The following is a 21,436-nucleotide window of genomic DNA, read 5'->3' as shown; positions in this document are numbered from 1 at the left end:
TACCGGCCAACAATCACGGCAAAATGGACAGAGGCGGCCGGAGGCCGCCTCTTTGACACAACCCTGACGCCCACGCCCCCGGAGGGGCGGGGAACTGCGCGACCAGCCACGACGGACCCGCAGTTCCCGGACGGCCTCGGCCGGAACGCCGCTAGCGGACCTCGGTGATCTCCGGCCCGCGCTGCAGCTGCCCCATGCCGCCGGAGAAGCGGGAACCGGCCTGCTCCTCCTGCTGGACACCCTCGGGGACCATCTGCGCGTCGTTCGGCAGCTTCAGGACGATCGGGTCGCGCGGAGCCATGGGCCCCTCGCCGCGCACGACGACCGTGTCCCGGAAGATCTGCTCCAGCAGCCCGGCGGTCTGCGGCTCCACCGCGCCCCGCCCGGAGATCACTCCGCGCAGGAACCAGCGGGGCCCGTCCACCCCGACGAACCGGACGACCTGGAAGCCGCCCGTGCCGTCCGGCAGCTGCACCGGCACCTGCGCGCGCAGCTCCCAGCCCAGCGGACCCTCGACCTCGTCGATCACACCGCCCTGCTGGGTGATGCCGGAGGCGATCTCCTCACGGACCTCGCCCCAGATGCCCTCGCGCTTGGGTGCGGCGAAGGCCTGCAGCTGGACCGCGCTGTCCCGCAGCACGACGGTCGCCGCGACGATCGCGTCGCCCGCGACCTCGACCCGCAGCTCCATGCCGTCGACCCCGGGTACGAAGATGCCGCCGAGGTCCACCCGGCCCTCGCCGGGCTCGCGCACCTCGGTGCTGTCCCACGGCCCGTCCGGCCGCGGCTCGGGTTCGAGCCGCACGCGCTCCCGCTCGACCTCGTCCGCCTCGCCGTCGGCTTCCCCGGCAACGCCGTCGACCTGCTCGGCCTCGCTCGCCGCGTCCGCCGCGTCCTCGGCGGAACCCTTCTTCTTGCGACGTCCGAACACGTCACTGTCCTTCCCGGTCGGATACGACCGATGCGTATCGATTCCCACCCGTTGTGCCGCTTGTTGTGCCGCTCGCTGTACCGTCCACGGCGGCATGACCGCCGGTGGACCCGAAGCCCCCCTCGGCCCGCGCCGAGCCGGGAAGCTCCGCCACCTCCTGGAAGCGCACCTTCTCGACCTGCTGGACGACCAGTTGGGCAATCCGGTCGAAGCGCTCGAACCGTACGGCTTCATACGGGTCGAGATTCACCACGATCACCTTGATCTCCCCACGGTACCCGGCATCAACCGTCCCCGGGGCATTCACCAGGGCGACGCCGCAGCGGGCGGCGAGACCGGATCGTGAGTGCACGAAGGCCGCGTACCCCTCCGGGAGCGCGATGGACACGCCCGTGGGCAGTACGGCCCGTTCGCCGGGCTTCAGCTCCCGGCTCTCCGTGGTGCGCAGATCGGCTCCCGCGTCACCGGGCCGCGCGTAGTCCGGCAGCGGCACGTCGGGGTCGACGCGCCGGATCAGGACGTCGAGAGGGGTACGGCCGCCGCTCACGGGTTCACCTCGAAGGCACGCGCCCGCCGGACCTGGTCCGGGTCGTTCATGGCCGCCCGGATCTCCTCGTCACGGCCGTGGTCGATGAAGTGGTCGACCTTGACCTCGACGAAGAGCGCGTCGGCGCGGACGGCTACCGGTCCTTCGGGACCCCCGATACGGCCCTCGGCACTGGCGAAAATCTTCCGCCCTGCCACCGCCGTCACCTCGGCCCGCAGATGCAGCACGGTGTCGACGGGGACGGGCCGCAGGAAGTCGGTCTCCAGCCGTCCGGTCACCGCGATGGTGCGCAGCAGCCAGGTGAGGGAGCCGAGGGTCTCGTCGAGGGCGCTGGCCAGGACTCCGCCGTGCGCGAGGCCCGGGGCCCCCTGGTGCGCGGGCCGTACGGTGAACTCGGCGGACAGGGTGACGCCCTCACCGGCCGTCGCCTCCAGATGCAGCCCGTGGGGCTGCCCGCCGCCACAGCCGAAACACTGCCCGTAGTGCGCGCCGAGCAGCTCACCGGGGGCGGGTGCGTCGGGATGCCGTACGGGCGCCTTGGCGTCCGCCGGGGGCCGCAGGGCCGCGGAAGTACCTCTCACAGGCGCAGACCTTACCGGTCCGTCAGCGTCCGGCCATCGTCCCTACGGGCAGGGTTTCCCCTCGGACGCCCCTATTCCGGGGCGGGAGGGCCCGCATGCCAAGCTTGACGCCATGCAGCTCTCCGCCTCGCCGTACGAAGAACGCCTCACCGCCCCCCGCACCTGGTGGCTCGTCTGCTTCCTGGTCGGCGTCTCGATGGCCCTCATCCTGCTGCCGTTCGGCACCCTCCCCCTGCTGGGCGGTCTGGCCGGCGGCACCGCGGTCGCGGCGGTCGTCGCCAGTTCCTACGGTTCGGTCCGCATCCGCGTCGTCGGTGACTCCCTGGTCGCGGGCGAGGCGAAGATCCCGGTCGGCGCCCTCGGCGAACCGGAGATCCTGGACCGCGAGGAGGCCCAGGCCTGGCGCACCCACAAGGCCAACCCGCACGCCTTCATGCTCCTGCGCGCCTACATCCCCACGGCCCTGCGCATCCCCGTCACCGACCCGGCCGACCCGACCCCGTACGTGTACCTGTCGACCCGGGAACCCGAGCGCCTGGTGGCCGCCCTGAAAGCCGCGAAGACGACCACGCAGCCAGGCTGAGCCCGCCCCGCCGGCAGGCGGCACAGCTCGGCGGCGGCGCGGTTTTCTCGTCGAACTCTTACCGCCGGGAACCCTGCCGCCGCCGCGACGGCGATCAGCCACGACGGCGCGTTCCCTGCGGTGCCGAACTCGCGGGCCTCACGGAACCTCCGCGCCCGCCCGACGGACCGACCGCGTCCGCGACGACCGCTCAGCCCCCACCCAGTTCCTTCGGCAGCTCCCCCACCGCCAGCGGATCCACCGGCTCCTCCAGCGGCGGCAACTCCGGCAGCGCCTCCCACGGCACCTGAACACGCCGCAGGTCCTTACGGATCCGCTCGGCGAGGTGCTTGGTGTCCCGGCGGTTCATGACCGCCCCGACCGCGGCGCCGACCAGGAACGGCATCAGGTTCGGCAGATTCCGCACCATCCGCTTCATGATCTGCTGCCGCAGCTGCCGCTTCATCTGCCCGCCGAGCGCCGAGTTGATCGTCGACGGCTTGGTCACGTCGATCCCGCGCTCACCGGACCACGAGTCCAGATACGCGGTGCTGCGCTGCCGCAGATTCCCCGGCGGTCGCACCCCGTACACCTCGTGCAGCTCGGCGATGAGCTTCAGCTCGACCGCGGCGACCCCGGTGATCTCGGCGGCCAGCTCCGCGGGCATGGCGGGCGGCGCCGGCAGCATCGCGGCGGCCCCGACACTCGCGCCCACCGTGGAGGACGCGTTGGCCGCCCCCGCGACGAGCTTGTCGGCGATCTGCTCGGGCCCCAGCCCCGGGAAATGGGCACGCAGGGTCGCGAGGTCGCGTACGGGGATCCGCGGGGCGATCTCGACGACCCGGTCGGTGATGTAGGCGAGGCCCGCTCTGGCCCCGTCACCGCTCTTGCGGGCCCCTACCTTGAGGCCCTGTTTGATGCCGTCGCGGACGACGGCCGCGCGCCGTCGGGCGACCGGCGCCGGAGTGTCCACCGGTACGGGCAGGCGTCCCTGCTCATCCGTGGCGCCCCCCGACGCCGTGCCGGACGCACGTTCGAGCGAGGCCGCTCCCTGGCCGGAGGAGCCCCGCTCGTCGTCACGCACGCCGTCGGAGCCGTCGTACGGCCCCGGGTCCGCCCCCTTGCGGGAGCGGCGCTTCCAAGGAGGGGTCGAGCCAGTCACGGCCGACCCTGCCTCAGTCGCAGTCGCGGCAGATCGGCTGACCGTTCTTCTCGCGGGCCAGCTGGCTGCGGTGGTGCACCAGGAAGCAGCTCATGCAGGTGAACTCGTCCTGCTGCTTGGGCAGCACCCGGACGGCCAGCTCCTCGTTCGAGAGGTCGGCCCCGGGCAGTTCCAGGCCTTCGGCAGCCTCGAACTCGTCTACATCCACGGCGGAAGTCGACTTGTCGTTCCGGCGAGCCTTGAGCTCTTCCAGGCTGTCCGAGTCGACGTCGTCGTCGGTCTTGCGTGGGGTGTCGTAATCCGTTGCCATGTCGCGCTCTCCCCCTCTGGGTGTCTGCGGTGTCTCCAGCGCACGTAACGCGTGAGAGGCCGGACTTGTGCCCGACCTGAGGCGGAGATTTTGCCTCACATCAAGGTCTGTTACTCAATCGACACCCAACCGGACTCCTCAAGAGTGATCGGCTTGGATGGCGAACGGGACCGTACACGGTCCTGAGGCTGCATATCAAAGGCGCCTCAGCATGTACTTCCCGTGATCTCAACCCCCGAAAACCCGGATTTTCCCGGCTTTCCGACGGCCACATGATCACGCTCAGTAGATGGCTGGAAATTCGCCCCTGTGATCGATCACACATCGGTCGTGCACGACCGTTTCGATCAGGCGCCCGGGAAATTCCGCGCAAAGCGAACACGTCCCGGAACCGGGGGTCATTTTCTCAGACGGGAAGGGTCACGCGCATCACGAGTCCGCCTCCCTCACGTGGCCGGGCGGCGATATGGCCGCCGTGCGCGCGGGCCACGGACCGGACGATCGACAGGCCGAGGCCCACGCCCTTGTCGCTGCCCGTGCGCTCCGTACGCAGCCGCCGGAACGGCTCGAAAAGGTTGTCGATCTCGTACGCCGGGACCACGGGCCCGGTGTTCGTGACCACCAGGACCGCCTGCCCGTGCTGCAGCTCCGTCGTGACCTCCACCCAGCCGCCCGGTCCCGGCACGTTGTACCGGACGGCGTTCTGGACGAGGTTCAGGGCGATCCGCTCCAGCAGGACGCCGTTGCCCTGGACGACCGCCGGGGCCCACTCGCCGCGGATCTCCACCTTCTTGGCGTCCGCTTCGGAGCGCACCTGGTCGATGGCCTGGGAGGCGACCTCGGCGAGGTCCACGGGCTTGCGCTCGACGATCTGGTTGTCGCTGCGGGCCAGCAGCAGCAGACCCTCGACGAGTTGCTCACTGCGCTCGTTGGTGGCCAGCAGCGTCTTGCCCAACTGCTGCAGCTCGGCCGGCGCACCCGGATCGGAGAGGTGCACCTCCAGGAGGGTGCGGTTGATCGCGAGCGGTGTCCGCAGCTCGTGCGAGGCGTTCCCGACGAACCGCTGCTGGGCCGTGAAGGCCCGCTGGAGCCGCTCCAGCATGTCGTCGAAGGTGTCCGCCAGCTCCTTCAGCTCGTCGTCCGGCCCGTCCAGCTCGATCCGGCGGGACAGGTCCGAGCCGGCCACCGCGCGCGCGGTGCGGGTGATCCGGCCGAGCGGCGCCAGCACCCGGCCCGCCATCGCGTACCCGAACGCGAAGGCGATCACGGCCAGCCCGAGGAGAGCCAGCAGGGAACGGCTGAGCAGGGTGTCCAGCGCGACCTGGCGCTCATGGTCGATACAGGCGGCGATCGCCCGGTTGAAGTCGTCGAGCTGGAGATTGGTCGGAGCCGTGTCCGCGTCTACCGCCGGACATATGTTGCTGGACACGCTGATGTTGGTGCCGCCCTCGATCTTGAACACCGGGGTGTTGCCGGTGCTCACGGCCTGGGCGGCCAGCAGGTAGATGATCGACAGCAGCAGGATCCCGGCGATCAGGAACATGCCGCCGTACAGCAGCGTGAGCCGTATCCGGATGGTCGGGCGCAGCCAGGGGAGCGGGTTCTGCCCCCGCCGGGGGTCCCAGGTGGGCTTCGGGGGCGCCTGGGGCGGCGCGGGGGTGGCGGCCACGGCGGATCAGATCCGGTAGCCGGAGCCGGGCACGGTGACGATGACCGGTGGTTCGCCGAGCTTGCGGCGCAGCGTCATGACCGTCACGCGCACGACGTTGGTGAACGGGTCGGTGTTCTCGTCCCAGGCCTTCTCCAGGAGCTGCTCCGCCGAGACGACGGCGCCCTCGCTGCGCATCAGCACCTCCAGGACCGCGAACTCCTTGGGCGCGAGCTGGACCTCCTTGCCGTCGCGGAAGACCTCGCGGCGGTTGGGGTCGAGCTTGATGCCGGCGCGCTCCAGGACGGGCGGCAGCGGCAGGCTCGTACGCCGGCCGAGGGCCCGCACGCGCGCGATCAGCTCGCTGAAGGCGAACGGCTTCGGCAGATAGTCGTCGGCGCCGATCTCCAGGCCCTCGACGCGGTCGCTGACGTCTCCGGACGCGGTGAGCATCAGCACGCGCGTGGGCAGGCCCAGCTCGACGAGCTTGCGGCAGACGTCGTCGCCGTGCACGAGGGGGAGGTCCCGGTCGAGGACGACCACGTCGTAGTCGTTGACGCCGATGCGTTCCAGGGCCGCCGCACCGTCGTACACGACGTCGACGGCCATGGCCTCCCGGCGCAGTCCGGTGGCCACCGCATCGGCGAGCAGCTGCTCGTCCTCGACGACGAGTACGCGCACGTCGCTTGTCCTTCCTGTGTCCACCCGCGTAGCGCGCGAGAGGCGCGCACGGGCAGGGTGTTCGTGGGTGTGTGACCTCCATCCTGCCTTTTTCGGCCGTAAGTCGGCTGTAAGACGACCCCGTGACAGGAAGGGTGAAGGCGTCCGGCCGGGAATGCGGGATTTTTTCGTCCGGTTGAGGTTTCCGTCCGAGAGACCGGGGGGAGGACGGCTTTACACCCCGCGATCACACTCTGCTTGTGCCGCACCACCATGCGGTACGCGGCGATCCGCTTCTCCGCAGAGCGGGCGTGGGTGTCCGGCACCGTCGCCGCCCGGCCAGGGCAGCGCTGGGCATCCACAAGAGACGTGATCGCCCCTTCCGAACGGCACACCCCCGTGCCGACGACCCACGACCCAGGACGAGGGGGCGCAGCATGGACGCATTCACCGCAGGACTTCTGCAGCGCATAAGGGCGACCGAGTCCGACCTGACCAGGGCTCGCGACGAGGGCGACGACTTCCTCGTCGAGGTGGAGCAGGGCGAGCTCGACGACCTGCGCCGCCTCGCCGCCGACCACGGTGTGGAGGTCGGCGCGCAGAGCGTCTGATTCCCGGCCCGATACGCACGACGGCGAGACCCCGGCAGATCCAGGCCGGGGTCTCGCCGCGTTGTCGTACCGGCCCCTCAGTCGTGCCAGGCGCCGAGGCCGTCCAGGCGGGTCTGGAGGGCCTCGAAGAGGGTGGGCGGGGCGGCGATGGTCAAATCGGGTGAGAGGGGCTCTCCGGGGCGGCCACCGGTCAGGGCGCCCGCCTCCCGGGCGACGAGGTCGCCCGCCGCGTAGTCCCAGGCGTTCAGACCGCGCTCGTAGTACGCGTCCAGGCGGCCCACGGCCACGTCGCACAGGTCGATCGCGGCCGAGCCGCCGCGCCGGATGTCCCGCACCTCGGGGATCAGCGCGCGCAGTACGTCGGCCTGCCGGGCGCGGCGCTCGGCGCGGTAGCCGAAGCCGGTGCCGACGAGGGCGAGTCCCAGCTCCGGGGCGGGCCGCACGCGCGCGGGACGGTCGTTCAGGAACGCGCCCTCGCCGAGGACGGCCCGGAAGGTCTCGCCGCGCACCGGGGCGTGGACCACACCGACGACCGTCTCGCCGTCCACCCGGACCGCGATGGACACGGCCCAACTGGGGAGTCCGTAGAGGTAGTTGACGGTGCCGTCGAGGGGGTCGATCACCCACTGGACGCCGCTGGTGCCCTCGACGCTGGCGCCCTCCTCGCCGAGCACGCCGTCGTGCGGCCTGCGTTCGGCGAGGAGGCCGGTGATCAGCTTCTCGGAGGCGATGTCCATCTCGGTGACGACGTCGACCGCGCTGGACTTGGTGGCGGCCACGCCCAGATCGGCGGGCCGGCCGTCGCGCAGGAGGGCGCCCGCGCGGTCGGCCGCCTCCAGGGCGATCTCCAGCAGTTCGGCCCGCAGGCCGTCCGGACGGCCTGAACGCTCTGACTGGTCGGTCATGGTGCTCCTCACGCGTACGGGCTGTCGGCGCCCGCGGCGGCGGGCCGGGGGGCACGGGCCGGGCAGCAGCCGACCGGGCACAGGTTGTGGCTCGCGCCGAGCGCGCCGAGCGCGCAGGGGGTCACGTCCTCGCCCCGCTCCGTGGCGGCGCGCTCCAGGACGAGATCGCGGATCGCGGCGGCGAACCGGGGGTCGGCGCCCACGGTGGCCGAGCGGCGGACCGGCAGACCCAGCTCCTCGCCCTTGGCCATGGCCTCGGTGTCGAGGTCGTACAGGACCTCCATGTGGTCCGAGACGAAGCCGATGGGGGCCATCACGACGGCCGGGGCCCCGGACCCGTGCCGCTCCTCCAGGTGGTCGCGGATGTCGGGCTCCAGCCACGGGATGTGCGGGGCGCCGGAACGCGACTGGTAGACGAGCTGCCACGGGTGCTCGACGCCTGTCCGCTCGCGCACGGCCTCGGCGATGAGCCGTGAGACGTCCAGGTGCTCCGCGACGTACGCGCCGCCGTCGCCGTGCTCCTCGACCGGGCCGGAGGTGTCCGCCGAGGCGTTCGGGATGGAGTGGGTGCAGAAGGCGAGGTGCGCGCCGTCGCGGACGTCCTCGGGGAGGTCGGCGAGCGACTCCAGAACGCCGTCGATCATGGGTTCCAGGAAGCCCGGGTGGTTGAAGTAGTGCCGGATCCTGTCGATCCTCGGCGGCTCCAGGCCCTCGGCCGCCAGGGCGGCGAGCGAGTCGGCGAGGTTCTCGCGGTACTGGCGGCAGCCCGAGTACGAGGCGTACGCGCTCGTGGTGAGGACCAGGACGCGGCGGCGGCCGTCGGCGACCATCTCACGCAGGGTGTCGGTCAGGTAGGGCGCCCAGTTGCGGTTGCCCCAGTAGACGGGCAGATCCAGGCCGTGCCCGGCGAAGTCCTTGCGGAGGGCGTCGAGCAGGGCCCGGTTCTGGTCGTTGATGGGGCTGACCCCGCCGAACAGGAAGTAGTGCTGCCCGACTTCCTTCAGGCGTTCCTTGGGGATGCCGCGACCCCGCGTCACGTTCTCCAGGAACGGGACCACGTCGTCCGGGCCCTCCGGGCCGCCGAACGAGAGCAGGAGCAGGGCGTCGTAGGGGGTGGCGTCGTGCGCGTGTGGCATGCCATCGATCCTGCCACCCGACGCCGACAGCCGGGATCCCGGCCCATGCCCGAGGATGGCTTAGGGTGACCTGGCCTGTAAGCTGTACCAGCCGTCTTCACGCCTTACGAGGAATCAGTTCCTCCCCTTACCGGACCGACCGGAGCCCCCGTGCCCAGCCCCTACACCGCCCTGTTCGCCGCCCCCGGCACCAAGGGCTTCACCGCCGCGGGTCTCCTCGGCCGGATGCCGCTGTCCATGATGGGCATCGGCGTGGTCACGATGATCTCCCAGCTCACCGGCCGGTACGGCCTGGCCGGCGCGCTCTCGGCGACCATCGCGCTGTCCGCCGCCGTGTTCGGCCCGCAGATCTCGCGTCTGGTGGACCAGTACGGGCAGCGGCGGGTGCTGCGCCCGGCGACCCTCGTCGCCCTGGCCGCCTCCGCGGGGCTGCTGTTCGCCGCGTACTACGGCTGGCCGGACTGGGTGCTGTACCTCTGCTCGGCCGGCATCGGCTGTGTGCCCAGCCTCGGGGCGATGACCCGCGCGCGGTGGGCGGCCCTGTACCGGGACACCCCGCGGTTGCACACCGCGTACTCGTTCGAGTCCGTCATCGACGAGGTCTGCTTCATCTTCGGGCCGATCATCTCCATCGGGCTGTCCACGGCGTGGTTCCCGGAGGCCGGGCCGCTGCTCGCCGCCTGCTTCCTCGCGGCCGGTGTCTTCTGGCTGACCGCCCAGCGCGCCACCGAACCGGCGCCGCACCCGCGCGCGCGGCACGACAAGGGCCGTTCGGCGCTGCGCTCGCCCGGACTTCAGGTGCTGGTGGCCACCTTCGTGGCGACCGGGGCCATCTTCGGAGCCGTCGACGTGGTCACCGTGGCCTTCGCCGAGGAGCGCGGCCACAAGGCCGCCGCGAGCGTCGTGCTGGCCCTCTACGCGGCCGGTTCGTGCGCCGCGGGCATCGTCTTCGGGCTGTTGCGCTTCGGCGGGGCGGCGGAACGCAGGTGGCTGCTGGGCGTATGCGGCATGGCCGTGAGTATGATCCCCCTCCTACTGGTCGGAAACTTGCCGTTTCTGGCCGTGGCGCTCTTCGTCGCCGGACTGTCCATCGCACCCACGATGATCACGACCATGTCCTTGATCGAGGAGCACGTACCACGCACGCAACTGACCGAGGGCATGACCTGGGTGGGCACCGGGCTCGCGGTCGGGGTCGCGCTCGGCTCCTCGGTCTCCGGCTGGGTGATCGACGCGGCCGGGGCGAAGGCGGGGTACGTGGTTCCGGCGGCGTCCGGGGCCGTCGCGGTCGCGGTCGGTTTCCTCGGGTACCGCCGGCTGCGCAGGCCGGCTCCAAGGCGGGGAGGGCCCCATGAGCACCACCGTGATCGGGAAGAGCGGCACGTGGCGTAACTGGGCGGGGAACGTCACCGCCCGGCCCGTACGGGAGGTCACCCCGGCCACCGTCGAGGAACTCGCCGCCGCCGTACGGCAGGCCGCCGAGGACGACCTCCGGGTGAAGGCTGTCGGCACGGGCCACTCCTTCACGGCCGCCGCCGCGACCGACGGCGTACTGATCCGCCCTCAACTGCTGACGGGCATACGCAAGATCGACCGTGAGGCCATGACCGTCACGGTCGCCGCCGGCACCCCGCTCAAGCGGCTCAACCTGGCTCTCGCGCGCGAGGGACTGTCGCTCACGAACATGGGCGACATCATGGAGCAGACGGTCTCGGGCGCGACCAGCACCGGCACCCACGGCACCGGGCGGGACTCGGCCTCGATCGCCGCCCAGATCCGCGGCCTCGAACTGGTCACCGCGGACGGCTCGATCCTGACCTGTTCCGCGACGGAGAACCCCGATGTCTTCGCCGCCGCCCGGGTCGGCATCGGCGCCCTCGGCATCGTCACCGCGATCACCTTCGCCGTGGAGCCGATCTTCCTGCTCTCGGCGCGCGAGGAACCGATGCCGTTCGAGCGGGTGCTGGCCGAGTTCGACGAACTGCACGCCGAGAACGAGCACTTCGAGTTCTACTGGTTCCCGCACACCGGCAACACCAACACCAAGCGCAACAACCGCAGTGCGGGCCCCGAGAAGCCCGTACCGCAGCTGAACAGCTGGTTCGAGGACGAGTTCCTCTCCAACGGCCTGTTCCAGGTGGCCAACTGGGTCGGCCAGGCGGTGCCCGCCAGCATCCCGACGATCGCGCAGATCTCCAGCCGCGCCCTGTCCGCGCGGACCTACACCGACATCCCCTACAAGGTCTTCACGTCTCCGCGCCGAGTGCGCTTCGTGGAGATGGAGTTCGCCGTTCCGCGCGAGGCCGTGGTGGACACGCTGCGTGAACTCAAGGCGATGGTCGACCGGTCGAACCTGCGCGTGAGCTTCCCCGTGGAGGTCCGCACCGCCCCCGCCGACGACATCACGCTCTCCACCGCCTCCGGCCGCGAGAGCGCGTACGTCGCCGTGCACATGTTCAGGGGTACGCCCTATCAGGCGTACTTCACCGCCGCCGAGCGGATCTTCACCGCGCACGAGGGGCGCCCGCACTGGGGCAAGGTGCACACCCGGGACACCGACTACTTCGCCAAGGTCTACCCCCGCTTCGGTGAGTTCACCGCGCTGCGTGACCGGCTCGACCCCGAACGGCGTTTCCAGAACGACTACTTGCGCCGGGTGCTCGGGGCGTAGCCGGGCGGGCGTTTGTCGAAGATCGCGTGAAGCACGTCCCTCCCGAGGTCACGAAAAGGTCTGTTCCGGCGGCGGATTGACGTCTCCCATGAGAAGTTGGGCGGCGTGCCGATCCACGCAAGTGGCCCGAATGGAGTACTGTTGCGAGCCCTGGGTCCGGACTCCCGCCAGGGTGTCCGGGGCCTTCGAGGACCACCGGGAGGGGGATCGTTGCACAGGGTGATGAGGTTCGTCACTTAGCGTTGCGAATTGATAACCGTGCCATAACGGCAGCCTCGGGCTCACGCCCGACACGCCGGGCAACTCGGCAAGGTTGTGGCAGGCTGCACCCGGGCAGGCCACACTCGACTAGCGGAACACTCGACTAGCGGAAGCAGCGACGCACGTGACGTCGGCAGGCACCACCCGGGAGGTCCCCATGCCCGAACTGCGTGTCGTGGCCGTCTCCAATGACGGCACACGGCTGGTGCTCAAGGCTGCCGATTCCACGGAGTACACACTTCCGATCGACGAACGGCTGCGTGCCGCCGTGCGCGGCGACCGGCCCCGCCTCGGTCAGATCGAGATCGAGGTGGAGAGCCATCTCCGCCCCCGTGACATCCAGGCGCGGATACGCGCGGGTGCCACGGCCGAGGAGGTCGCGCAGCTCGCCGGCATCCCCGTCGACCGGGTCCGCCGGTTCGAGGGCCCCGTCCTGGCCGAGCGCGCCTTCATGGCCGAGCGGGCCCGCAAGACCCCCGTCCGCCGCCCCGGCGAGAACGCGGCGGGACCCCAGCTCGGCGAGGCCGTCCAGGAGCGTCTGCTGCTGCGCGGTGCCGAGAAGGACACCGTCCAGTGGGACTCGTGGCGCCGCGACGACGGCACCTGGGAAGTCCTGTTGGTGTACTGCGTCGCGGGCGAGCCGCACTCGGCGAGCTGGACGTACGACCCGCCCCGGCGGCTCGTCCAGGCCGTCGACGACGAGGCGCGTTCGCTGATCGGCGAGTCCGACGACCTCGGGACGCCCGAGCCCAGCTTCCCGTTCGTGCCGAGGATCGCGCGGCTGCCCCGTGACCGCCCCCTGGACCGCCAGGCGGAACGTCTCGCCCTGCCCTCCCCGGCCCTGGAGTCGGACGAGGAGCTGGTGAGCGAGCGCGACTCGCTGACCAGCATCCTGGAGGCCGTGCCCAGCTACCGGGGCGACCTGGTGGTGCCCGAACTGCCCTCCGTCGAACCGCAGGAGGAGTCCGCCTCCGTCGAGGAGGTGGCGGAGGAGGAGTCCGCGGCCCCCGCGGCCTCGGCCGGTTCCGCCTACGCGGACGTCCTCATGCCACGGTCGGTCAACGGCCACCGTGACCGGCTCATCGGTGCCACCGACCGCCAGGCGGAGGCCGACGGCGTCCGGCCGGGCCGGCGCGCGGCGGTGCCGAGCTGGGACGAGATCGTGTTCGGCACCAGACGGAAGAAGCAGGAGTAGCGGGCCTGCGGCGATGGGGAGTTGGACGGGTCGTACTTCAAGCAGATCCGTTTCTCTTCGGTCCTCGACTCTCTTCGGTCTTCTCGGTCTTCTTCTTCCTTGGTCTTTTCTTCGTTGCAGGATCGGTCATTCATACGTGTGTGGGGCCCGTGTCGTTCAGACGCGGGCCCCACGGCATGCCGTCAGCGGAGGGTCATCGCGGGTCGGGCCCGGTGGCCACCGGTCGGCTGCCGTCCCGGGACCACTCCGACCACGAACCCACGTACAGGGCCGCCGGGATGCCCGCGACGGCCAGCGCCAGCACCTGGTGGGCGCCCGAGACCCCGGAGCCGCAGTAGACGCCGACCTCGGAGTCGGCGGTCACCCCGAGTCCCTTGAAACGGTCGGCGAGTTCGGCGGCGGTCCGGAAGCGGCCGGATTCGGCCACGTTCTCGGTGGTCGGAGCCGACACCGCGCCCGGGATATGGCCGCCGACCGGGTCGATGGGCTCCACATCGCCCCGGTAGCGCTCGGCGGCGCGCGCGTCCAGCAGGAGCCCGGTGCGGGCCAGCGCGGCGGCGCCGTCCGCGTCGAGCAGCGGCAGCGCGCCGGGGACGGGCGCGAAGGTGCCGGGCACGGGCTCCGGGATCTCGGCGGTCAACGGGCCGTCCCAGGCGGCCAGACCGCCGTCCAGCACCCGCACCGAGGGGTGGCCGGCCCAGCGCAGCAGCCACCACGCGCGCGCGGCGGCCCAGTTGAGACCGCCGTCGTACACGACGACGGCGCGGTCCGCGGAGACCCCGGCCGCCCTCATCGCCGCACCGAAGGTGTCCGGGTCGGGCAGCGGGTGGCGGCCTCCGGAGCCCGCCGGGCCGGCGAGTTCGGCGTCCAGGTCGACGAAGACCGCTCCCGGGAGGTGTGCCTTCTCGTAGTCGGGGCGCAGGTTCGGGCCGCCCAACTGCCAACGGACGTCCAGGAGGACCGGCGGGCGGGCTCCCGCCAGCTCGTGTCCGAGGTCGGGGGCCGAGATGATGGCGTTCATGGCCCCATCCTCGCGCACGGGGTGGCCGCGTCGCCCCGGTCCGGTTACTCTGCCCGCCGGGCGGTGCCGATCACGAGGCGTACGGGGTCGGGCACATGCCGTACAACCGATGGACACCGCACGGCGACGACGTGGCAAGCGAGGGGTACCGGCGAGGCGGGCATCCTCGTCCACGGACGTGTCGCGCGGCGGTGCGGCGCGGGCCCGTGGCACTACGGGTGGTGCGAGCATCGGCACGGGGCGTGATCGCGCGTGGACGCGGTACACGCGTACGGAGGGCGGACGGAGACGGCCACCGCGAGGGGCCGGAGGAGAGAGTGACGATGACCGAGGCACGGGGGTCGACCGGCCGGCACGGTGGGGCGTATCCACCGGGCACACCCTGCTGGGTGAGCCTGATGGTGCACGGGATGGCCACGACCCAGGACTTCTACGGGGCGCTGTTCGGCTGGGAGTTCCAGCCCGGCCCCCAGCAGCTCGGCCCGTATGCGCGGGCACTGCTCGACGGGCGGCAGGTGGCGGGCATCGGCCAGTTGCCGCCCGACCGCCATCTCCCCATCGCCTGGACGCCGTACTTCGCCTCCACCGACGCGGACCGGACGGCGGAGACCGTACGGCACTGCGGTGGCACCGTCGGGGTGGGACCGCTGGACGCGGGCGAGGCGGGCCGGCTGGCGATCGCCTCGGACCCCGCGGGCGCCGTCTTCGGCATCTGGCAGGCGGCGGAGCACCTCGGCGCGGACATCACCGGGGTTCCCGGCACTCCGGCGTGGGACGAACTCCTCACCGTGGACAGCTCGCTGGTCGCCAAGTTCTACGAGACGACCTTCGGTTACGAGGAGGAGCCGGTCGTCTCGGACGACCTGGACTACGTCACCCTCCGCATCGACGGCCGCCCCGTCGCCGGCATCCACGGGGTCGGCGGTGACCTCCCCCGCGACCGCGGCCCCCACTGGCTGACGTACTTCGAGGTGACCGACCCCGACGAGGCCGCCGACCGGGTCATCGAACTCGGCGGGCACGTCCTCAAACCCACCCACGACACCCCGCACGGCCCGGTGGCCTCGCTCGCCGACCCGGAGGGGGCGAAGTTCGCGGTGGTGCGCTCGGCACGCTGAACCGGCGGACCGTCTCGGCGCCAGGTGTCAGACCGCCTCGACCGGCAGGACGTCCGGGGAGAGGGCGCTCGCGCGGGCGGTGGCGGCCGTCATCCGGCGGCGGTGGTGACGGCGGCAGAGGACCTCGTAGCCGATGTCGTCGGGCTGGTTGACGTCGCCGACGACGACCTGGGCGCCCTCGACCACCATCTGACCGCCTATGGTGCGGGCGTTGTGCGTGGCACGGGCGCCGCACCAGCACAGGGCCTCCACCTGGAGGACCTCGACGCGGTCGGCCAGCTCGACCAGGCGCTGGGAGCCGGGGAAGAGCTTGGAACGGAAATCGGTCGTGATGCCGAAGGCGTAGACGTCGAGGCTCAGATCGTCAACGACGCGGGCGAGTTGGTCGATCTGCTCGGGGGCGAGGAACTGGGCCTCGTCGGCGATCACATAGTCCGCGCGGCGGCCCTGGGAGAGATGGTCGACGAGATACGCGTAGAGGTCCTGGCCGTCCTCGACCTCCACGGCGTCGGTCACCAGGCCGAGCCGGGAGGACAGTTTGCCCTCGCCCGCGCGGTCGTCACGCGTGAAGATCATGCCCTGGAGGCCGCGTGCCGAACGGTTGTGCTCTATCTGGAGGGCCAGCGTCGACTTCCCGCAGTCCATGGTTCCGGAGAAGAACACCAGCTCGGGCATGGTGAGTTGAGCACCTTTCGGCATGGAGGGCGAGGGGGCGGACGGACGGGCAGGGCTTCAGGAGCGTACTTCGAGGAGCGGGACCAGCTGTTCCACGGGGGTCATCGAGCCGTGGTTGCCGACCATCGCCGACTCGTTGGGCTCCCGCTCGGAGGCGATGATCAGGACGTCGTCACGGGCGGCGGCGACGACGTCGCCGATGCGGGCGTACACCCGGTCGTCGATGTGCGGGCCGAACCAGCCCGCCGCCATCGCCTCGTCGCGGGAGGCGATCCAGAACTGCTCGCCCAGCACCTCGCGCCAGCAGGTCAGGACGTCCGACTCGGCGCCCCGCACGGCGTACACATGGCGGGCACGGCCCTCGCCGCCCAGCAGGGCGACCCCGGCGCGCAGCTCCCAGTCCTCGTCGAAGTCGATGCGGTGCTGCTCGTCGAACGGGATGTCGATCATGCCGTGGTCGGCGGTCACATACAGGGCCGTGCGCGGCGGGAGTTGCTCGGCCAGGCGCTGGACCAGCCGGTCGACGTGCATCAACTGGCCGCGCCAGGCGTCCGAGTCGACACCGAAGCGGTGGCCCGCGCCGTCCAGCTCGGAGTAGTACGTGTAGATCAAGGCGCGGTCGCCCGCCGCCAGTTGCTCGGCGGCCACATCCATGCGGTCGTCGCCGGAGAGACGGCCGTGGAACGTGCCGCCGCTCAGCGCGATCTGGGTGAGGGGGGTGTTCTGGAAGGCCGGGGCGGTGACCTGGGCGGTGTGCACACCCGCCCGGTCGGCGAGCTGGAAGATCGTGGGGTACGGCTGCCATACGCGCGGCGGGGTCCACGGCTGCCAGCGGAGCTGGTTCATCAGCTCCTCGGTCTCGGGGTTGCGGACCGTGTAGCCGGGCAGGCCGTGCGCGCCCGGCGGCAGACCGGTGCCCACGGAGGCGAGGGAGGTGGCGGTGGTGGCGGGGTAGCCCGCGGTGATGGGCCGGCCGGTGCCGCCGCGCGAGGACGCCAGCAGCGCGGTCATGTACGGCGCCTCGTCCGGGTGCGCCCTCAGCTGCTCCCAGCCCAGGCCGTCGACCAGGAACACACAGACCCGGTCGGCCGCCGTCAGCTCCGGTATCGAGGCGGTCGTACCGGGCACGCCCATGCCCGCCGCGAGGGTGGGCAGGAGGTCGGCGAGCGAGCCGACGCCGTACTCCGGGACGGGGGCCGTGTCGAGGGCGAGGGGTTCCGGGTCGTCCCAGGTGGGCAGTGCCATCAGCGGGCGGGGTCCGCGGTCGCCTCGGAGAGCGACTGGGCGAAGGCGAGGGCCTGACGCACGGTCTCCGGGCCGTCCCCGGCCTCGCTGACGCGCAGGCTGAGGTCGTCCGCCGTCGAACTGCCCGTGTACCCGTGGTCCGCCTCGCAGTTGGGGTCGCCACAGGCGGCGGGCTCCAGGTCGATGCGGGAGACGGCGCCCCAGCCGATGGTCAGGACGACCTCGCGGGGCAGGGTGCCCGGGGCGTACGACTCCGGGTTGGCGACCACGCGGCTGAGCACGACCGACGAGATCCGGCCGATCTTGACCGACTCGGTCGAGGTCGTGGCGTACGGCGTCGGCGAGGTGGTGTCCGCGGCCTGCTCGTCGGTGTGGCTCACGATGAAGCGGTTGCCCGTGAGGACGAGGACGGTGACATGCCGCCGCACCTCGTTCGCGTCGAACGTCGTCTCCTGGTGGACCAGGTACGACTTGATGGCCTCGCCGCCGACAGCGGCCTCCACCGCCTCGGCCACGAGGGCCGGGTAGTAGCCGCTGCGCTCGATCGCCGCACGCAGCCCCTGGGTCGTCGTACTGGTCTTGGCCATGACGTCCATCCTACGGTGGCGCACTGACTGCGAGGGACCGCTCTGCCGTCTCTGTTCTGTCGTGGACGGTTCAATGCGCGGGCCCGCGCGCCGCCCGTACGGGGTGCGCGCGCCGCCTTCGGCGGGCCGGCGGCGGGGCCGTCAGTACACCGGGAGCGTCCGGGGGCCGAGGTCGTCGCGGGCGGGCGGGCGCGCGAGCCGGACGGTGGCGCCGAGGACGCTCAGGCCGTGCGGCGCGACGACTACGGGCTCCAGGGAGACCGCCACGACCTCGGGGTGGTCGTCGACCAGCCGGGAGACCCGCAGGAGCAGCTCCTCCAGCGCCGCCGTGTCGACGGGGGCGGAGCCCCGCCAGCCGAAGAGGAGCGGGGCCGTCCGGATGGACCGGACCAGCGAGGCCGCGTCCCGCTCGGTGGCCGGAATCAGGCGGTGCGCCATGTCCCCGAGCAGCTGCGACGCGGGCCCGGCGAGCCCGAACGAGAGCACCGCTCCGGCCGCCGGGTCCACGACCGTCCGTACGATCGTGTCGACCCCGCGCGGGGCCATGCCCTGGACGACCGGGCGCAGCTCCTCCGGCCCGCCGAACAGCTCCGTCAACTCCGCGTACGCCCGCCGCAGTTGCTCCTCGTCGGCGAGATCGAGGCGTACGCCGCCCAGGTCGGCCCGGTGTCGCAGGTGCGGGGCGGTCGTCTTGAGCGCCACGGGGTAGCCGACGGCCGCCGCCGCGCTCGCCGCCTCGTCGGGTGTGGGCGCGGGGCGCGCCTGCCGCGGGTGGATGCCGTACCGACCGAGCAGCGCGCCCGTCTCCTGCGCGCCGAGCGTGAGCCCCGCGCCCCCGGCCAGCGCCGCGTCGATCTGCTCGGCCGCCCCCTTCTCGTCGATGTCCTCGAACTCCGGCACCCGCCCCGGCTCCGCCGCCTCCCGTCGCCACTGGGCGTAGTGCACGGCTTCGGAGAGGGCCCGCACGGCTCGCTCGGCGGCGGGGTAGGCGGGGATGAGGTGTGCTTCGGCAGGAAGGGGTGGTGACGCTTCCTGTCCCTCGGTGGGCAGTCGTTCCGCAGCCGAGAGTGGGGGAGGGTGGGCACCGCCGACAGCGCCGGGCGCCTTCTCGCCGACCTGTGGTGCGGTACTGGCCGCGGCGGACAGCGCTTCGGCCAAGCCCCCCAGCTCGACGTGCACCACGAGCACCGGCTTCGACGGCTTCCCCGCGACGGCGCTCCGCAGCGCCTCCGCCAGCGCCGCGTCCCCCGGCGACGCCTCCCCCAGCGCCGGTATCGCCGTCACCACCACCGCGTCGCACGAGTCGTCCGCGAGCGCCCGGGACAGCGCCGCGTGGAAGTCCCGTGCCGAGGCCCCGGTCGTCAGATCCAGCGGGGGCAGCGGGCGCAGCCCCTCGGAGAGGCACGCGTCGTACGTCAGCAGCCCCAGCGACTCGGAGTTCCCCAGGATCGCCACCCGCGGCCCCGCCGGCAGCGGCTGCCGGGCGAGCAGCAGCCCCGCGTCGACCAGCTCGGTGATCGTGTCGACCCGGATCACCCCGGCCTGGCGCAGCAGCGCGGACACGGTGGTGTGGGGCAGCTGGGTGGCGCGCACGGCGTGCCCCAGGGGCGCGGAACCGTGGCGCGCCCCCTGCACCACCACGAGCGGCTTGACCGCCGCCGTGCGCCGGGCGAGGCGGGTGAACTTGCGCGGGTTGCCGATGGACTCCAGATACATGAGGACGACATCGGTGTCCGGGTCCTCGTACCAGTACTGCAGGACGTCGTTGCCGGACACGTCCGCGCGGTTGCCGGACGACACGAAGGTGGAGACGCCCGTGACGCCGGTGACCCCTCCCCCGCGCCGGTGCAGCCGGGAGAGCAGCGCGATGCCGATGGCGCCGGACTGGGCGAACAGGCCGATGCGTCCGGAGCGCGGGGTCTCGGGGGCGAGCGAGGCGTTGAGCCGTACGTCGGGGGCGGTGTTGATGATCCCGAAGGCGTTGGGGCCGATGATGCGCATGCCGTACGTGCGGGCCTGGCGGACCAGTTCGCGCTGGCGCTCGCGCCCGGCGGGGCCGCTCTCGGCGTACCCGGCGGAGACGACCACGAGCCCCTGCACCCCGTGCTCACCGCACTCGGCGACGACCTCGGGGACGTAGGCGGCGGGGACGGCGACGACCGCGAGGTCGACGGGGCCCTCGATGTCGGTGACGGAGCGGTGCGCGGGCACCCCGTCGAGTTCCTTCTCGTCCGCCCCGAGGGCCTTGTTCACCGCGTACAGCCGCCCGGTGAAGCCGGCGTCCTTGAGGTTGGCGAGCAGGCCGCGGCCCACTCCGCCCGGCGTGCGCCCGGCGCCGACGACGGCGACCGAGCCGGGGGCCAGCAGCCGCTGGACGGATCTGGCCTCGGCCCGCTGCTCCCGGGCGCGCTGCACGGCGAGGGAGCGGTCGGTGGGCTCCAGGTCGAACTCCAGTCGGACGACGCCGTCCTCGAAGCTGCGCTTCTGCTGGTACCCGGCGTCCGTGAACACCTTGATCATCTTGCTGTTGGCGGGGAGCACCTCGGCGGCGAAGCGTCGGATGTCACGTTCGCGGGCGACGGCGGCGATGTGTTCGAGGAGGGCGGAGGCGACACCGCGGCCCTGGTGGGCGTCCTGCACGAGGAAGGCGACCTCGGCCTCGTCGGCGGGGGCGGAGGCGGCCATCCCGTCGGCGCCGATGCGGTCGTAGCGTACGGTGGCGATGAACTCGCCGCCCACCGTGGCGGCGAGCCCCACCCGGTCCACGAAGTCGTGGTGAGTGAAGCGGTGGACGTCCTTGGCGGACAGGCGAGGGTAGGGCGCGAAGAAGCGGTAGTACTTCGACTCGTCCGAGACCTGCTCATAGAAGCTGACAAGACGCTCGGCGTCATCGACCGTGATGGGCCTGATGCGTGCGGTGCCGCCGTCGCGCAGCACCACGTCGGCCTCCCAGTGGGCGGGGTACTCGTGCCGGTCCGACGAGGTCTGCATGGGCCCCAGAGTACGGCTCGCGTACGCATGCGGCGCGGGGCAGCCTGGGGAGGCACGACAGAGGCAGGACGAGCACAACACAAGCGCGACAGCCGGTTCGTGGTCAGGCCGTGGGCCCGTTCCGGTACGTCGCCCCATATGGGAAACTGGTCTAGACAACCCGGTCTAGACCTCTCTGCAACACCCGACACACCTGAAGGGCAGCATCAACATGGCTGAGCGCCGCGTCAACGTCGGCTGGGCCGAGGGCCTCCACGCCCGCCCCGCATCCATCTTCGTCCGGGCCACCACGGCCTCCGGTATCCCCGTGACGATCGCCAAGGCCGACGGGAACCCCGTCAACGCCGCCTCCATGCTGGCGGTCCTGGGCCTCGGCGCCCAGGGCGGCGAGGAGATCGTGCTCGCCTCCGACGCCGAGGGCGCGGACGTCGCGCTCGACCGTCTGGCGAAGCTCGTCGCCGAGGGGCTCGAAGAACTCCCCGAGACGGTCTGAGCGACCGGGCAACCGAAGCGGAAAGGCCTGAAAGGCTGCCCGCACGCACCACCCGCACACATGACGAAGGGCTCGTCCGATTTATCGGGCGGGCCCTTCGCATTTACGTCCTTTTTCCGTTCTGCG

General features: G+C 71.8%; 21 protein-coding genes. 7 read left to right on the top strand and 14 right to left on the bottom strand.

Annotation, left to right across the window (positions count from 1 at the left end):
• Window positions 1-151: 151 nt before the first annotated feature.
• The 3 genes from F9278_RS36935 to F9278_RS36925 are packed head-to-tail and all read right to left on the bottom strand — an operon-like array spanning window position 152 to window position 2,059.
• Window positions 152-931 carry a DUF3710 domain-containing protein gene (locus F9278_RS36935; protein WP_152172183.1) on the bottom strand — a complete coding sequence of 260 codons (780 nt, stop codon included), beginning with the start codon at window positions 929-931 and terminating at the stop codon, window positions 152-154.
• Between the two features lies 1 nt (window position 932).
• The gene (dut, locus tag F9278_RS36930) at window positions 933-1,478 is read right to left on the bottom strand and encodes a dUTP diphosphatase (protein ID WP_152172182.1); all 546 of its coding nucleotides are present in this window, start codon (window positions 1,476-1,478) and stop codon (window positions 933-935) included.
• Window positions 1,475-2,059, bottom strand: a complete 585-nt coding sequence (locus tag F9278_RS36925; protein ID WP_152172181.1) for a PaaI family thioesterase — start codon at window positions 2,057-2,059, stop codon at window positions 1,475-1,477. Before F9278_RS36925 ends, dut begins: the two co-directional genes overlap by 4 nt.
• 112 nt (window positions 2,060-2,171) lie before the next feature.
• On the opposite strand from F9278_RS36925, the gene F9278_RS36920 reads away from it, so the two are divergent.
• Window positions 2,172-2,642: a DUF3093 domain-containing protein gene (locus F9278_RS36920; protein WP_152172180.1), complete on the top strand. Its 471-nt coding sequence runs from the start codon at window positions 2,172-2,174 to the stop codon at window positions 2,640-2,642.
• Between the two features lie 190 nt (window positions 2,643-2,832).
• Here F9278_RS36920 and F9278_RS36915 read toward each other — a convergent pair whose 3' ends face one another.
• The 4 genes from F9278_RS36915 to F9278_RS36900 all read right to left on the bottom strand — a co-directional run bounded on the left by F9278_RS36915 (window position 2,833) and on the right by F9278_RS36900 (window position 6,422).
• A complete protein-coding gene (locus F9278_RS36915) occupies window positions 2,833-3,783 on the bottom strand; it encodes a hypothetical protein (RefSeq protein ID WP_193241798.1) in 951 nt (316 codons plus the stop codon).
• 13 nt (window positions 3,784-3,796) lie between these two features.
• Window positions 3,797-4,093 (bottom strand): DUF4193 domain-containing protein, encoded by a 297-nt coding sequence (locus tag F9278_RS36910; protein ID WP_005481602.1) that lies wholly within the window; start codon window positions 4,091-4,093, stop codon window positions 3,797-3,799.
• A 406-nt stretch (window positions 4,094-4,499) separates the two neighbouring features.
• Window positions 4,500-5,762: a sensor histidine kinase gene (locus F9278_RS36905; protein ID WP_152172179.1), complete on the bottom strand. Its 1,263-nt coding sequence runs from the start codon at window positions 5,760-5,762 to the stop codon at window positions 4,500-4,502.
• Between the two features lie 6 nt (window positions 5,763-5,768).
• Window positions 5,769-6,422 (bottom strand): response regulator transcription factor, encoded by a 654-nt coding sequence (locus F9278_RS36900; RefSeq protein ID WP_086753693.1) that lies wholly within the window; start codon window positions 6,420-6,422, stop codon window positions 5,769-5,771.
• A 416-nt stretch (window positions 6,423-6,838) separates the two neighbouring features.
• Here F9278_RS36900 and F9278_RS46470 point away from each other — a divergent pair, with 416 nt between their 5' ends.
• Window positions 6,839-7,012, top strand: coding sequence for a hypothetical protein (locus F9278_RS46470; RefSeq protein WP_184900211.1), 174 nt, complete (start codon window positions 6,839-6,841; stop codon window positions 7,010-7,012).
• Between the two features lie 77 nt (window positions 7,013-7,089).
• On the opposite strand, the gene F9278_RS36895 is transcribed toward F9278_RS46470, so the two are convergent.
• Together F9278_RS36895 and F9278_RS36890 are read right to left on the bottom strand one after the other, a co-directional pair.
• Window positions 7,090-7,917: an inositol monophosphatase family protein gene (locus F9278_RS36895; RefSeq protein ID WP_152172178.1), complete on the bottom strand. Its 828-nt coding sequence runs from the start codon at window positions 7,915-7,917 to the stop codon at window positions 7,090-7,092.
• An 8-nt stretch (window positions 7,918-7,925) separates the two neighbouring features.
• On the bottom strand, window positions 7,926-9,053 hold the full coding sequence (locus F9278_RS36890) for a ferrochelatase (RefSeq protein WP_152172177.1): 1,128 nt from the start codon (window positions 9,051-9,053) through the stop codon (window positions 7,926-7,928).
• Between the two features lie 150 nt (window positions 9,054-9,203).
• On the opposite strand from F9278_RS36890, the gene F9278_RS36885 reads away from it, so the two are divergent.
• The 3 genes from F9278_RS36885 to sepH all read left to right on the top strand — a co-directional run bounded on the left by F9278_RS36885 (window position 9,204) and on the right by sepH (window position 13,180).
• Window positions 9,204-10,445, top strand: a complete 1,242-nt coding sequence (locus F9278_RS36885; RefSeq protein WP_152172176.1) for an MFS transporter — start codon at window positions 9,204-9,206, stop codon at window positions 10,443-10,445.
• Window positions 10,405-11,724, top strand: coding sequence for a D-arabinono-1,4-lactone oxidase (locus F9278_RS36880; protein ID WP_152172175.1), 1,320 nt, complete (start codon window positions 10,405-10,407; stop codon window positions 11,722-11,724). The genes F9278_RS36885 and F9278_RS36880 overlap by 41 nt, the downstream gene beginning before the upstream one ends.
• Before the next feature lie 418 nt (window positions 11,725-12,142).
• Window positions 12,143-13,180 carry a septation protein SepH gene (sepH, locus tag F9278_RS36875; RefSeq protein ID WP_152172174.1) on the top strand — a complete coding sequence of 346 codons (1,038 nt, stop codon included), beginning with the start codon at window positions 12,143-12,145 and terminating at the stop codon, window positions 13,178-13,180.
• 193 nt (window positions 13,181-13,373) lie between these two features.
• Here sepH and F9278_RS36870 read toward each other — a convergent pair whose 3' ends face one another.
• Window positions 13,374-14,201: a sulfurtransferase gene (locus F9278_RS36870; protein WP_152172173.1), complete on the bottom strand. Its 828-nt coding sequence runs from the start codon at window positions 14,199-14,201 to the stop codon at window positions 13,374-13,376.
• Window positions 14,202-14,524: 323 nt separating this feature from the next.
• Here F9278_RS36870 and F9278_RS36865 point away from each other — a divergent pair, with 323 nt between their 5' ends.
• The gene (locus F9278_RS36865) at window positions 14,525-15,319 is read left to right on the top strand and encodes a VOC family protein (protein WP_152172172.1); all 795 of its coding nucleotides are present in this window, start codon (window positions 14,525-14,527) and stop codon (window positions 15,317-15,319) included.
• A gap of 27 nt (window positions 15,320-15,346) precedes the next feature.
• Here F9278_RS36865 and F9278_RS36860 read toward each other — a convergent pair whose 3' ends face one another.
• The 4 genes from F9278_RS36860 to F9278_RS36845 form a co-directional block, all read right to left on the bottom strand.
• A complete protein-coding gene (locus F9278_RS36860; protein ID WP_152172171.1) occupies window positions 15,347-15,994 on the bottom strand; it encodes a thymidine kinase in 648 nt (215 codons plus the stop codon).
• A gap of 57 nt (window positions 15,995-16,051) precedes the next feature.
• On the bottom strand, window positions 16,052-17,239 hold the full coding sequence (locus tag F9278_RS36855) for an alkaline phosphatase family protein (RefSeq protein ID WP_152172170.1): 1,188 nt from the start codon (window positions 17,237-17,239) through the stop codon (window positions 16,052-16,054).
• Complete coding sequence (locus tag F9278_RS36850; RefSeq protein ID WP_152172169.1) at window positions 17,239-17,826, bottom strand: DUF5998 family protein; 588 nt, start codon at window positions 17,824-17,826, stop codon at window positions 17,239-17,241. Before F9278_RS36850 ends, F9278_RS36855 begins: the two co-directional genes overlap by 1 nt.
• Before the next feature lie 141 nt (window positions 17,827-17,967).
• On the bottom strand, window positions 17,968-20,817 hold the full coding sequence (locus tag F9278_RS36845; protein ID WP_152172168.1) for a bifunctional acetate--CoA ligase family protein/GNAT family N-acetyltransferase: 2,850 nt from the start codon (window positions 20,815-20,817) through the stop codon (window positions 17,968-17,970).
• Window positions 20,818-21,028: 211 nt separating this feature from the next.
• On the opposite strand from F9278_RS36845, the gene F9278_RS36835 reads away from it, so the two are divergent.
• Entirely contained in the window at window positions 21,029-21,310 is a 282-nt protein-coding gene (locus F9278_RS36835) for an HPr family phosphocarrier protein (RefSeq protein ID WP_037700813.1), read from the top strand.
• The last annotated feature ends 126 nt before the right edge of the window (window positions 21,311-21,436 follow it).

This window comes from Streptomyces phaeolivaceus (assembly GCF_009184865.1).
In the GTDB taxonomy this organism is placed as follows: Bacteria; Actinomycetota; Actinomycetes; order Streptomycetales; family Streptomycetaceae; genus Streptomyces; species Streptomyces phaeolivaceus.
The sequence above is the reverse complement of the archived record's forward strand: the minus strand, read 5'-3'. Positions and strand labels throughout refer to the sequence as shown.

What these genes read in the sequence shown, in the direction of transcription:
- F9278_RS36920 (WP_152172180.1), top strand. Translation starts at nt 2,172, where the DNA reads ATGCAGCTCTCCGCCTCGCCGTACGAAGAACGCCTCACCGCCCCCCGC.
- F9278_RS36910 (WP_005481602.1), bottom strand. Translation starts at nt 4,093, where the DNA reads ATGGCAACGGATTACGACACCCCACGCAAGACCGACGACGACGTCGAC.
- F9278_RS46470 (WP_184900211.1), top strand. Translation starts at nt 6,839, where the DNA reads ATGGACGCATTCACCGCAGGACTTCTGCAGCGCATAAGGGCGACCGAG.
- F9278_RS36895 (WP_152172178.1), bottom strand. Translation starts at nt 7,917, where the DNA reads ATGACCGACCAGTCAGAGCGTTCAGGCCGTCCGGACGGCCTGCGGGCC.
- F9278_RS36890 (WP_152172177.1), bottom strand. Translation starts at nt 9,053, where the DNA reads ATGCCACACGCGCACGACGCCACCCCCTACGACGCCCTGCTCCTGCTC.
- F9278_RS36880 (WP_152172175.1), top strand. Translation starts at nt 10,405, where the DNA reads ATGAGCACCACCGTGATCGGGAAGAGCGGCACGTGGCGTAACTGGGCG.
- sepH (WP_152172174.1), top strand. Translation starts at nt 12,143, where the DNA reads ATGCCCGAACTGCGTGTCGTGGCCGTCTCCAATGACGGCACACGGCTG.
- F9278_RS36870 (WP_152172173.1), bottom strand. Translation starts at nt 14,201, where the DNA reads ATGAACGCCATCATCTCGGCCCCCGACCTCGGACACGAGCTGGCGGGA.
- F9278_RS36865 (WP_152172172.1), top strand. Translation starts at nt 14,525, where the DNA reads ATGACCGAGGCACGGGGGTCGACCGGCCGGCACGGTGGGGCGTATCCA.
- F9278_RS36860 (WP_152172171.1), bottom strand. Translation starts at nt 15,994, where the DNA reads ATGCCCGAGCTGGTGTTCTTCTCCGGAACCATGGACTGCGGGAAGTCG.
- F9278_RS36855 (WP_152172170.1), bottom strand. Translation starts at nt 17,239, where the DNA reads ATGGCACTGCCCACCTGGGACGACCCGGAACCCCTCGCCCTCGACACG.
- F9278_RS36850 (WP_152172169.1), bottom strand. Translation starts at nt 17,826, where the DNA reads ATGGCCAAGACCAGTACGACGACCCAGGGGCTGCGTGCGGCGATCGAG.
- F9278_RS36845 (WP_152172168.1), bottom strand. Translation starts at nt 20,817, where the DNA reads ATGCAGACCTCGTCGGACCGGCACGAGTACCCCGCCCACTGGGAGGCC.
- F9278_RS36835 (WP_037700813.1), top strand. Translation starts at nt 21,029, where the DNA reads ATGGCTGAGCGCCGCGTCAACGTCGGCTGGGCCGAGGGCCTCCACGCC.